This window comes from Synechocystis sp. FACHB-908, assembly GCF_014698595.1.
In the GTDB taxonomy this organism is placed as follows: Bacteria; Cyanobacteriota; Cyanobacteriia; order Cyanobacteriales; family Microcystaceae; genus Synechocystis.
The window spans coordinates 90,562-102,635 of record NZ_JACJTH010000011.1; the positions used below are offsets into that span (position 1 = coordinate 90,562).

The window sequence follows — 12,074 nt, forward strand, 5'->3', positions numbered from 1 at the left end:
ATGTTCACAGACCAGGGAAATTATTTGGTTTCCTTGTGGATAGTGTGTTTGTTGCAGTGGGTGCAGAATTTTTTCAGTTCCAACCGGGCGGTGGTGTTACGACGATTTTTCATCGTGGTGTAACGATTAACGCCATTGGAACGCTTGTCGGGGTTACTGCGGCACTCGGTGCATTCTAGGGTGATGACGAGGCGTGCCCCCTTACCTTTTTTAGCCATAACTGTTGCGGGAAGGAATACGGTAATTTATACGCAAACTCTGATTATTGCACAAATTAGTCTTGGGACAAAATCTGCCCCTGGTCATTGGCCGTCAATTTTTGGCAGGGGTAAAGCCGAACACTTCGCCGTAGAAAGCAAGTTCTGACTCCAGGGCTTTTTTAATGTTGGCGGCCATGCGGAAGCCATGTTGTTCTTCGGGAAAGGCCACATATTCCACCTTAATGCCTTTGGCTTTGAGGGCTTGCACCATCATTTCCGTTTGGTTAGGGGGCACAACTTTGTCCTCCAAGCCCTGGAAGAAAATCACCGGGCAAGTAAGCTGGTCTGCATGGTTCACTGGCGATCGCCGTTCGTATAAATCCTTTCTTTCTGGATAGGGGCCAATTAGGCCGTCGAGGTAACGGGCCTCAAATTTGTGGGTATCGGTGGCCAGGGCAGTCAAATCGCTCACACCGTAATAACTAGCCCCGGCTTTAAAAACGTTGTGGAAAGTCAGGGCTGCCAGGGTAGTGTAGCCCCCCGCACTACCACCGGAAATGGCCAGTTGCTCCCCATCCACCAAACCTTGGTCTGCCAGGTAACGGGCCGCATTGACGCAATCCGCCACATCAACAATGCCCCACTGACCATTTAGCCGTTGACGATAATCCCGGCCATAACCCGTACTGCCACCGTAATTGACATCCACATAGGCAAAGCCTCGACTAGTCCAATACTGAATTTTTAAACTCAGAGAATTACCGGCCGCCGCCGTAGGACCACCATGGCTTTTGACCAACAGGGGAGGCAGGGCATCGGAGGGGCCTCGGAAATCACCGTTGGTGGGGGGATAGTACCAGGCGTGGGCGGTTTGACCATCATCACCGGAAAAACTGATGGCTTGGGGCTGGGCAAGGTAGGCTGGGTCAAGGGTAAAATCACTAGCCACTTTGAGAATTTCTGTTTCTTGGGCCTCCACTGCTAGGGCAACCACGGCGGATGATGTGGTGGGACCACTGCCAATGAACCAGAGAGTTTTGCCGTCACTACATAAAGAAGAGTAATTGCTGTAGGGCAGTCCCAAAATGCTTAACTGTTTACGGGAGGGTTTCAGTTTGCCCAACTGCCAAGCGCCATCCTGGGTGAAAGTACAAAGAATCGTGTCGGTATCGACAAAGGTATAGCTCCGTAAACCAAATACCCAATGGGGATAGGCAAATTCTGCATCGAGGGGAAAAACGTTATCCACTTCCCCTTTGTGATAGCGGTATAGGTTCCACCAATCAGTCCGATCGCCAACAAAATATAAACTGCCGTCGGGGGACCATTGGGGTTCATGGATGGATTCATTACCTGCCTGGCCAGCAATGATTTTAAGATTACTGAGGTTCCCTGCTTGGTCAATGTCGGCCAACCATAGTTGGGTCGCATCCCAGGGCATATGGGGATGGTCCCAGGTAATCCAAGCCAATTTCTGCCCGTCAGGACTGAGGCGTGGGGAAGAATAAAAATCATGGACCGTGGCGATCGTCGTGACCTCTCCATTTTCTAGACTAATGGCGGCGAGAAAATTTTCCGGCTCCTTTGCTTCTGAGTGATGACGTTCACCAACGGCAATTAATCTTTGTCTGGGTTGATCCAAAACAAAATCAGCAAAACGACAGTCTGGTCTGTTGGTCAATCGTTGCGGTTCTTGCCCAACGCCTTGGACGTAAACCTGTTGATCGCTGAAATTACTGAAATAAACCCCATCCGCCGTGACCAAAAAGGCTCCGCCACCATATTCGTGTACCCTGGTGCGGACATTGAAAGGGGCCGGAGTGACATCCCGCACAGTGCCATCGGGTTGCCGGTGAACTAGAACATTACGCCCTTTTTCTGCCGGCCTCGCTTCTAGCCAAAAGACATCTTCACCGCTGTTTTGCACTGCCCCCAAACCAATACTCCCCGCCAACAACGCATCGGCCGTAATTGGCGATCGCCAGGAACCATAGGGGGCAATCTGTTTAGTGGTCATGGAAATCACAGGAGAGGGGAAACTAGTTACCCTTTCAGGATACAGAAGCAGGCACCAACTTTTCCTGTTCGCTCCAGAACCACTTAATGGTTTTGGCCAAACCCTGATCCAAACTGGTCAGTTGTAAATCCGGCATTAGGCCATGGAGTTTTTTCACCCCCAAGCATTTTGATTTGGCCCCCACGTAACGGCTGGTATCGAATTCAATCAGGTTAAAGTCGTAGTCCACTTCCTGGCAAATTAATTCCGCAAAGCGACGAATGGTAAATTCTTCCCCCGCGCCAATATTGACTAAATCGTTATCCACCATGGCCGCCAGTTCCAGGGCAATGCGGGCAAAATCCTCTACAAAGACCAATTCCCGCCGCTGATAACCGTCCCCCCAGAGAGTAACCGTTTCGCCGTAGAGCTTACCCCGAATAATTTTGCGAATCAGGTCAAAAATAAAATGCATCTGCCGCCCATCGGTATGGTATCCGGGGCCGTATAGGGTAGAAGGTACTAAGCAGAGATATTTGAGCCCATACTGTTTTTGCAATGCCAACGCCCCCGCATAAAGCATCCTTTTGGTCATGGCGTAGGTGAACAAACTATCAATGGGTAAACCAGTGAGGTAATATTCCTCCTCCAAGGGCAAATTAGGATCATAGGCGCAACTAGTGCCCATAAAAATCAACTTCGCCTGGGGTTGTTGACTATGCCACCAATCTAGAACGTTAGTGTTTAATTTTTGGTTGATCAGCCACTGTTCCCCCGGATGGGACAAACAAAAATCCCCCGCTTGGGTCCAAGCAGCCAGGTGATAAATTTGGTCAAAACTGCCCTTGGTAAACTGATGTAGGGAATCCGGTTGGGTCAGGTCACAGTTACGGGAATTGATTTTGGTTAGCTCATGACCCTGGGCCTCTAGTTGATTGCAGAGGGTTGTGCCTAAAAAGCCCGTGCCGCCGGTGACCAAAATTTTCATCCGTTTATCCTTAAAAATACTGAAACTTTTCTTGCCCTATCATCATACAAGAGAGAGCGTTGGACTATTTCACATCTGTGACCATGCCATTTTAATTATAATAAGTATTATTGTCTTTTATATTTCACTCTTTAATATTTCCTCGTGTCTTTTCTTTTTTCTGGCTTGCATCCAGATAATGGAGAGAAATGAATGATGGAACTCAATTTTTTCCTTCGAAATCAGAACTTATGTGTTTATAGTCCAAGTACAATTTTCTCGAAGGGTAAGTTAGCCAAATCGACGGTAATTAAACTTCTAGTTAGTGCGCTTGCTGTTGTGTTCATGGGGTCGGAAGCTACTGGTGCAGAACCAGAATGTAAGGCGATCAATCGGGAGGTTTTAATGTCCCATGGAATGACTTTCAACGAGGATGACAGTTGCCGCCAGACCGATGACCCTTATGAATTTCCTTCGCGAGTGTTTATTCGTCCAGATCCGGACCGTGTTCGCCGTTGGCAGAATGAAGATGGTAGGCTTTTTTGGTCAACGGCCACTCCTCCCGGAGCAAATCCGGCCGACGCTGGACAGTGTGTGAATGTTGAGCACTTCAGGCCCGTTATAGGAATAACGCCAGGGGAGCTGAATTTTTTGGGATTAAAACCAACTGAAAATCAGGTTGTTATTGCCAATGTGCGGGACTTAGATGGTTTTGCCATTGCGGTCTTTTCTCGCGATTCAATTGCAGACATGATTTTTCAAGTTGTTGAGGCGGATGTACCAGTATTAGGTCGTTTAGGCATTCACTCCCAGGTTCGCATGAGGCTTAAACCCGGTCACCAGGTTTTACTCCATCACCAATGGCCATATGAAGCAGTGCCTTACAAGATTGTTGATGAGTTGTTTTTTTCTATTCACGGCGTGGGCTCTGGCCAGGAAATAGGACGAATTAATTACAACCCGAAACTTCTTTTAAGTGTGCTTGACGGCTCCCGTTTACTTGTTTTCGCGATCCACACAAGGGAATTTCGCCTATGGGACACGTATGCGCGGTTGAAAAATGCAAATATTAATCAGTATCCTCTTCAGTTGAACCATAACGAAATCAATAGATATATAGACAAATTTCTTCGTATTTCGTCAGAGAGTCGCCTAAATAAGCACTATTTGCTCACGGAGCGGAATTGCACGAATGGGCAGTTTAGGTTGCTTGAGTATGCCAAGGGCCATCAGTTTCAGCCAGATTGTTTGTGGCCCCCTTGGACAAATGGAACTATCCATCCAGACAAGTCGGCGGAAGCCCTGCGGACAAGGGGATTAATTGCGCCTGATGAGGTGAATGCTATTGGTCATTACGAGGAGGAGCCGGCTGTTCTTGAGCTACTTCAATCTTGGGGTTTTCTTTAAAATTCATCGAGGGAACTAGACAAAATTGATGGGAGGTTAAGTACAGGTTAACGAAAGCTAAATGGGCTATGATCTGTCCACTTCGATGGCACAGAGTTGGGAGCAATGACCCATGGGGCAAAAAAATGAAGCGGTTATCTTAATCGGAGCTTTAGCCATTACCGGAGTGGTGGTGGCAGGGGGCGGTTGGTGGCTATGGCAACGCTTCCAAACAGGTGGTGAAAACCCAGGAGAGATGGTTAACGAACCAGGGCAGTTACCTCCTCCCCCAGAATTGCAAGCTTCCGATGCGTTTGTGGCGCCAACCCAAGTTCCAGCGGGGACAAAAGTTACCATTGATGGCTCTACTAGTATGGTCAACATCAATGAGGCCCTGAAGGCTCAATTTCAGCAAACTTTCCCCGGCACAGTGGTGCAAACCGATGCCCAGGGCACCGACAAGGGCGTTGTGAACCTAATTTTGGGCAAAGTTGATCTATCTGCTAGTTCCCGTCCCCTCACTTCCCAGGAACAGGCCCAAGGCCTTGCGGCGGTGCCGGTGGCCAGTGACACGATCGCCGTTATGGTGGGCAGGCAAAATCCCTTTGCTGGAGGGTTAACTTCGGCTCAGTTGCGGGATATTTTTACGGGAAAAATTAGTAACTGGTCTGAGGTTGGGGGGCCAAACAACACTATTCAAGTAATCAATCGACCTTCTGAAAGTGGCACCCAACAAACCTTTGCCGCCCAAGTGTTGCAAGGACAAGCGTTTGGCCAGGGCGCAAATTTCCAAACTATGCCCAGGGATGCCACCACCCCGATCATTCGGGCTTTGGGTAGCAATGGCATCAGCTACGCCACCTATGGACAGGTAGAGAACCAGCAAACTGCCAGGATTGTGCCCATTGACAGCCTTAGCCCCAACCAGGAAAATTACCCCCTGCGACGACAATTATTTTATTTTTACAAAACGCCTCCCTCACCCCAGGTGGAAGCATTTTTGGGTTTTGCCACTAGCCCCCAGGGTCAACAGGCGATCACCAATGCCTTTGAATAGGTCTAATTAGTTCATATTGCGGTACTTTACATCATCTTGATTTTCATATTCATACTGGTTGTCATTCTCATACTGATCGTCTTGTTCGTAATCTAAGCTATTATCATCGACGGATTTTTCGTCAGTTAAATCCTGATAATTTTCCTGATTCATATTTTCGTAATCCTTCCGGTCCGCATCTTCGTAACCCATGGGATTATTGGGATTTTCCTCTTCTCCCGCCTGGGCCAGCACGGGAAAGAACACCAACGCCGCAGTTAACAAACTCAGTAAAGTTACCAACAAAAAAGTAGGCGATCGCCGGGTTTGATCGGTGGAAGTAGTAACCATGGCGTTAATGTCCTCTGAAGGGATGAACATGATCAAATTTTGACGCAATCCTGCCATTTAACGTTGCCGCCCTCTTCCACCAAGGCAGTGTTGCCCTTGGACCAAACGGTGATGAAACCATTGCTGTATTTATTCCCAGAGGCCGATTCCGCTTGGGGTAAAACCACTGTGCGACCATCCGGCAGGGTAACCTGAATGGCAGATCCTTCCACCATTTTAATTGTCAATGTTTCGGTTGGGGAGCAGTAGTAAGTTTGGGTCTCCTGGGCATAGCTAGGTATCGCTAAACCCAAGCCACCAAGAATTAGGGCCACTAGGACAACTTTAGCTGGGCGACCCCAGAGAGCGGAATAGGAATTTTTCATAACTAATCGTGTCAATCACGCCTCCAAATACTGTGGCTGTTTTGACCAGCTACCCTGATTCTATGACCGGCGATGGTCTTCCTAGCCCTGCCACAGACCACTTCCCTAAACGGCTGATATGTTGACGATCTAGGCTTTTTTCCCGTCCTCCAACTCCTCAAAGGCGGCCAAAATTTCCTCCAAGGCGATCGCCATATGGGTCCAGTGGGTGCCTCCTTGGCAAAAAACGGTGTAGGGTTCCCGCAATGGTCCGTCGGCGGACAACTCGGAAGTACTGCCGTCAATAAATGTGCCCCCAGCCATCACCACTTCACTGGCGTAACCAGGCATAGCGGCGGGTACGGGTTGAAGATAGGAACTAATGGGGGAAGCTCCTTGTAGAGCCCGGCAAAAAGCCAATAATTTTTCTGGACTGCCCAACTGAATGGCTTGGATCACATCCCGGCGGGGAGATAGGGGCGCAGGATTAACCGGGTAACCCAATTGGTCAAACACATGGGCCAGCAGATGGTTACATTTCATCGCTTCCCCCACCATTTGGGGGGCAAGGAAGAGGCCTTGGAATAACAGACGATTTTGGTCAAAAGTGGCTCCCCCTTCCCGGCCAATGCCTGGGGCAGTCAATCTATAGGCCCCCGCTTCCACCCATTCCTCTTTCCCGGCTAGGTAACCCCCTGCCGTAACAATGGTGCCCCCAGGATTTTTAATCAAAGACCCAGCCATCAGATCCACTCCGATCGCCGTCGGTTCCACTGTCTCAATGAATTCCCCGTAGCAATTGTCCACAAAACAAAGGGTGCGAGGATTTTGGGCTTTAACAATTTCGATAATTCTGGCAATGTCGGCGATCGCCAAACTGGGGCGCCAACTGTAACCACAGGAACGTTGGATTAAAACTAAGCGAGTTTCCGGACGCACTGCAGTTTCTAGCCCTTGCCAATCCACCGTGCCGGCCGCCGTGAGGGGCAATTGACGATAAGAAATGTTAAAGTCAGCGAGGGAGCCTTGACAACTTCCCCTAAGACCAATCACTTCTTCGAGGGTGTCGTAGGGAGAGCCCACCGCCGACAGTAGTTCATCCCCCGGTCGCAAAATGCCGTACAACGCACAGGCGATCGCATGGGTTCCGGACACAAACTGTACCCGTACAGCGGCCGACTCTGCCCCCATCACCTGAGCAAAAACCCCGTCCAGAGTATCTCTGCCTAGGTCATCATGGCCATAACCACTCACCCCGGCGAAGTGCTGTACCCCTACCCGATGGTGCCGAAATGCCTCTATGACTTTGTACAGATTTTCCTTGACCTTTGCGTCGATTTCCGAAAAGATTGGGACTAGGTTTTCTTCTGCTTGTTTAAGGAAGCTGGAATATTTCATTAAGACATTATTTAACTTTTGATGTTATTTGGGAATTCCCCTTAAACTATCTTTCAATCTTCGAGATCATCACCGATTCGATTTTCTTGGATGGTTGGTAAATCCCGGCGATGTTAAACCCATTAAACATTGAATACCTATATTTAAGCAAACTTTTTGACAATAGTTTAATCGTTTTTAACAAGCGCCAATTATTCCGTTTTTTCGTTAGGTTTTTTTTCATGACTGCTGCTCTTCCCAACGATTCCAAGCCCAAGTTGACTCCAGCTTGGACTGTGATCTTCTTTTTTACCTCCATTCATTTGGTGGCCCTGTTGGCTTTCCTGCCCCAGTTTTTCAGTTGGAAAGCAGTGGGGATGGCTTTCTTGCTCTATGTAATTACCGGCGGCATTGGCATTACTTTAGGTTTTCACCGTTGTATTTCCCACCGCAGTTTCAATGTTCCTAAATGGTTAGAGTATATTTTCGTAATCTGTGGCACCCTAGCCTGTCAGGGGGGCGTATTTGAGTGGGTCGGCTTACACCGTATGCACCACAAATTTTCTGACACCACCCCGGATCCCCACGATTCTAATAAGGGTTTTTGGTGGAGTCACATCGGCTGGATGATGTTTGAAATTCCTGCTAAAGCTGATATTCCCCGCTACACCAAGGATATCCAAGACGATAAATTTTATCAATTTTGCCAGAATAATCTAATTCTTATCCAGGTCGCCCTAGGCTTGATTTTATTTGCCTTAGGGGGCTGGCCCTTCGTTATTTGGGGCATTTTTGTCCGCCTAGTGTTTGTTTTCCACTTCACTTGGTTTGTCAACAGTGCCACCCATAAGTTCGGCTACGTTAGCCATGAATCCAATGATTATTCCCGCAATTGTTGGTGGGTAGCATTGTTAACTTTCGGTGAAGGTTGGCACAATAATCACCACGCCTATCAGTACTCTGCTCGCCATGGTTTGCAATGGTGGGAAGTGGATTTAACTTGGATGACCATTAAATTCCTATCTTTGCTGGGGTTAGCCAAGGATATTAAACTTCCTCCGGAAACTGCGATGGCCAACAAAGCCTAGGAAATGATTTGAACATGATTCAGACATTTTCTGATCATCACTAAGGTTTCCCCATAAGCAACCGTTTCCCTGTTGACTTCATTAAGTTCAGCGGGGATTTTTGTTGCTATTAACTAGGGCAATATTAGTAATAAAAATACTCCTGGCGATAACGTTGATGGTGCCAATTATTATCCCTATCCCGACGCTCCCAACCGTCCACCCTACAGTTGATGCAATTACTACCGCCATTGATGATGGTTAATTCGTCCTTGCCCCGGTAATTACGGTTGTGGCCTCTGTAGTAACTATTAGGATAGGTATCGCTGCGATTAGGCATAAAGATCGGTTGGCTAAAACCAGGAGTGCCAATACGATCGCCAGGGTTATTGTAGTTGTTGTAGCGATTGTAGTTACGAAATTGGGCGTTGGCGTTGGGGGCTAGACTGGCCAAAATCCCAAGGGTGGCGATCGCCGTCAGTAGATAGTTCCGTTTCATAGATTTATCCTCCGAGTGAATGGGCTATGGGCTGCGTGTAAAGGGTCCGATGTTTTCTTGATCTTTTCCCCACTGTCCAATTAACCCGGACCAATACTAGTTTCCTTCTTCTATCCTAGATCGCCCCCAGGGTAAACAGCAGAGGCAAAGAAATACAAAAGGTTACAAATCTGGGGAAAGGGGAAAAATTTTTGCGACAATCATCAACGTTGGGCCCAAGCCATTAAAGACTTTGACGGAGAACCATGTCAGATACCATTGAATCCATCCTGCAGGAAGAGCGACTGTTTGATCCCCCTACAGAATTTAGTGAGCGGGCTTACGTGCGTAGTGGGCGGGAGTATGAGCAACTGTACAGCCGGGCGGCCAGCAATCCGGAGAAGTTTTGGGGTGAGCTGGCGGAGCAGGAATTACATTGGTTTAAAAAATGGGACCAGGTTTTGGATTGGCAACCTCCCTTTGCGAAATGGTTTGTGGGGGGTCAGTTAAATATTTCCCATAACTGTTTGGATCGGCACTTAACCACCTGGCGGCGCAATAAGGCGGCCATTATTTGGGAGGGGGAACCGGGAGATTCCCGGATAATTACCTATGCCCAACTCCATCGGGAAGTGTGTCAGTTTGCCAATGCCCTGAAAAGTTTAGGCGTGCAAAAAGGTGATCGGGTAGCAATTTATCTGCCCATGATTCCCGAAGCGGCGATCACCATGTTGGCCTGTTCCCGTATCGGTGCGCCCCATAGTGTTGTGTTTGGTGGGTTTAGTGCGGAAGCCCTGCGGGATCGATTAGTGGATGCTGAAGCCAAATTGGTCATAACTGCCGACGGTGGTTTTCGTAAAGATAAGGCGATCGCCCTGAAGCAGGAAGTGGATAAGGCCCTGGAACACGGTGCCCCCAGCGTGGAAAACGTCATCGTCGTGCAAAGAACTAAAGCCGATGTGACCATGACGGCGGGACGGGACCACTGGTGGCACGAACTCCAACCTCAACAGTCGGCCCATTGCCCAGCGGAACCCATAGACAGTGAAGATATGCTGTTTATTCTCTACACCTCTGGCAGTACTGGCAAACCAAAAGGCGTGGTCCACACCACCGGGGGTTACAACCTTTACACCCACATGACCACCAAATGGATCTTTGACCTCAAAGATACGGACGTTTATTGGTGTACCGCTGATGTGGGTTGGATTACGGGCCACAGCTACATTGTTTACGGCCCCCTGTCCAACGGTGCAACAACGGTAATGTATGAAGGGGTGCCCCGCCCCTCCAACCCCGGTTGTTTTTGGGACGTAATTGAAAGGTATGGGGTGAATATTTTCTACACCGCCCCCACCGCCATCCGAGCCTTTATTCGCATGGGGGAAGCCGTACCCAACGCCAGGGATTTATCCTCTCTCCGTTTACTGGGCACTGTGGGGGAACCCATTAACCCCGAAGCTTGGATGTGGTACCACCGGGTCATTGGCGGCGGTAAATGCCCCATTGTCGATACCTGGTGGCAAACGGAAACCGGCGGCATTATGCTCACTCCCCTACCTGGAGCTATCCCTACCAAACCCGGTTCTTGTACCAAACCTTTTCCCGGCATTGTGGCGGAAATTGTTGATTTAGATGGCAATCCCGTCGAGTCAGACCAAGGGGGCTTTTTAGTGATTAAACAACCTTGGCCCAGCATGATTCGGGATGTGTACGGCGACACCGATCGCTTCCGCCATACCTATTGGGAACATATTCAACCCAAGGAGGGACAATATCTCTACTTTGCTGGGGACGGGGCCCGCCGGGATAAAGACGGTTATTTTTGGGTCATGGGCCGGGTGGATGATGTGATTAATGTCTCTGGTCACCGTTTAGGCACTATGGAAATTGAATCGGCTTTGGTTTCCCATCCCCTCGTAGCGGAAGCGGCGGTGGTGGGTCGCCCCGATGAATTGACTGGGGAAGCCATTTTCGCCTTTGTTTCTCTGGAGGGTAACGCTGAACCCAGTGAAGAGTTGAAAAAAGATTTGGTCAAGCACGTCACTGAAGAAATTGGGGCGATCGCCAGGCCAGCGGAAATCCGTTTCACCGATGTGTTACCCAAAACCCGTTCCGGCAAAATTATGCGTCGTCTGTTGCGGAGTTTAGCCTCCGGGCAGGAAATTTCCGGGGACACTTCCACCCTGGAGGACCGGACAGTGCTGGACAAATTACGGGAGGGCTAATAGCGTGTTGGACAAATTACGGGAGGGCTAATTGGGAAATTAGATTCACTGTCACCACTTTTTCTTCCGGCTCAGCGACGGTAACTTCCAGGTCTGGGCCGAAGAATTTGGCAATTTTTTCCTGCTTTTCCTGCCAAGTTTCCAGGCTGATGAAGGGGGAGGTAAAGGTTAGGGTAAGCACGTATTTTCCCTCCCAATCCTGTTCCAAAAGACTAGTGAGTACTGGTCTTTCTTCATCCGTGGGACTCAAACCTAGGCGCTCTAGGGATTCGTCCAGATGGGCTTCCTGGCCGTAACGGTAACGGGTCACATCTTTGCGAATTTGATTTTGGGTGGGGGTGGCCAGTTGGTTTCGCAGGGCGATAATTTTTTCTGAGGTCGGTTGACTAAATGGAATAGGTTTCAACTCCGCCGCCTTAAGGGCCAAGCCCCCTAACACTAAGGGAATGCCATAGAAAAAGCCAGCCAGATTGAGGGTGGCATAGTCGAGGGCGTAGGCCACAAAGCCTGTAATGGTGAGGATTCCCCCCACCGTTAACCCCACTGCGGCCAAAGAAATTTTAGGAAGCATTTAAGTCAATATCCTTACCAAGGAAAAAAAATGGGCAAATTGTCCCACGGCAATAGTATCTACCAAAACTGAG

The 12,074-nt window shown here is 49.0% G+C and carries 12 protein-coding genes; 4 read left to right on the forward strand and 8 right to left on the reverse strand.

Translation table 11 applies throughout. From position 1 onward, the window contains the following. Nucleotides 1-20 precede the first annotated feature (20 nt). The 3 genes from rpmG to H6G46_RS03495 all read right to left on the reverse strand — a co-directional run bounded on the left by rpmG (nt 21) and on the right by H6G46_RS03495 (nt 3,184). Nucleotides 21-218, reverse strand: coding sequence for a 50S ribosomal protein L33 (gene rpmG, locus H6G46_RS03485; RefSeq protein WP_010873736.1), 198 nt, complete (start codon nt 216-218; stop codon nt 21-23). A gap of 94 nt (nt 219-312) precedes the next feature. Continuing rightward, on the reverse strand, nt 313-2,226 hold the full coding sequence (locus tag H6G46_RS03490) for a S9 family peptidase (protein ID WP_010873735.1): 1,914 nt from the start codon (nt 2,224-2,226) through the stop codon (nt 313-315). Between the two features lie 25 nt (nt 2,227-2,251). Further along, nucleotides 2,252-3,184: a GDP-L-fucose synthase gene (locus H6G46_RS03495; protein WP_010873734.1), complete on the reverse strand. Its 933-nt coding sequence runs from the start codon at nt 3,182-3,184 to the stop codon at nt 2,252-2,254. A gap of 192 nt (nt 3,185-3,376) precedes the next feature. Between H6G46_RS03495 and H6G46_RS03500 the strand changes: the two genes are divergently transcribed. Beyond that, entirely contained in the window at nt 3,377-4,570 is a 1,194-nt protein-coding gene (locus H6G46_RS03500) for a DUF4105 domain-containing protein (RefSeq protein WP_010873733.1), read from the forward strand. Between the two features lie 112 nt (nt 4,571-4,682). Beyond that, nucleotides 4,683-5,606: a PstS family phosphate ABC transporter substrate-binding protein gene (locus H6G46_RS03505; RefSeq protein ID WP_010873732.1), complete on the forward strand. Its 924-nt coding sequence runs from the start codon at nt 4,683-4,685 to the stop codon at nt 5,604-5,606. A gap of 6 nt (nt 5,607-5,612) precedes the next feature. Here H6G46_RS03505 and H6G46_RS03510 read toward each other — a convergent pair whose 3' ends face one another. The 3 genes from H6G46_RS03510 to H6G46_RS03520 form a co-directional block, all read right to left on the reverse strand. Beyond that, nucleotides 5,613-5,936 carry a hypothetical protein gene (locus H6G46_RS03510; RefSeq protein WP_231848820.1) on the reverse strand — a complete coding sequence of 108 codons (324 nt, stop codon included), beginning with the start codon at nt 5,934-5,936 and terminating at the stop codon, nt 5,613-5,615. Between the two features lie 32 nt (nt 5,937-5,968). Next, a complete protein-coding gene (locus H6G46_RS03515) occupies nt 5,969-6,301 on the reverse strand; it encodes an MliC family protein (RefSeq protein ID WP_010873730.1) in 333 nt (110 codons plus the stop codon). Nucleotides 6,302-6,430: 129 nt separating this feature from the next. Beyond that, the gene (locus H6G46_RS03520; protein WP_010873729.1) at nt 6,431-7,678 is read right to left on the reverse strand and encodes an aminotransferase class I/II-fold pyridoxal phosphate-dependent enzyme; all 1,248 of its coding nucleotides are present in this window, start codon (nt 7,676-7,678) and stop codon (nt 6,431-6,433) included. A 110-nt stretch (nt 7,679-7,788) separates the two neighbouring features. Here H6G46_RS03520 and H6G46_RS03525 point away from each other — a divergent pair, with 110 nt between their 5' ends. After that, nucleotides 7,789-8,745: an acyl-CoA desaturase gene (locus H6G46_RS03525; protein WP_010873728.1), complete on the forward strand. Its 957-nt coding sequence runs from the start codon at nt 7,789-7,791 to the stop codon at nt 8,743-8,745. Between the two features lie 124 nt (nt 8,746-8,869). Here H6G46_RS03525 and H6G46_RS03530 read toward each other — a convergent pair whose 3' ends face one another. Next, nucleotides 8,870-9,223, reverse strand: a complete 354-nt coding sequence (locus tag H6G46_RS03530) for a hypothetical protein (RefSeq protein WP_010873727.1) — start codon at nt 9,221-9,223, stop codon at nt 8,870-8,872. Between the two features lie 245 nt (nt 9,224-9,468). Here H6G46_RS03530 and acs point away from each other — a divergent pair, with 245 nt between their 5' ends. Next, nucleotides 9,469-11,430 (forward strand): acetate--CoA ligase, encoded by a 1,962-nt coding sequence (acs, locus tag H6G46_RS03535; protein ID WP_010873726.1) that lies wholly within the window; start codon nt 9,469-9,471, stop codon nt 11,428-11,430. Between the two features lie 16 nt (nt 11,431-11,446). Here the strand turns inward: acs and H6G46_RS03540 are convergent, their stop codons facing one another. After that, entirely contained in the window at nt 11,447-12,001 is a 555-nt protein-coding gene (locus tag H6G46_RS03540) for a DUF2854 domain-containing protein (protein ID WP_010873725.1), read from the reverse strand. Nucleotides 12,002-12,074 lie beyond the last annotated feature (73 nt).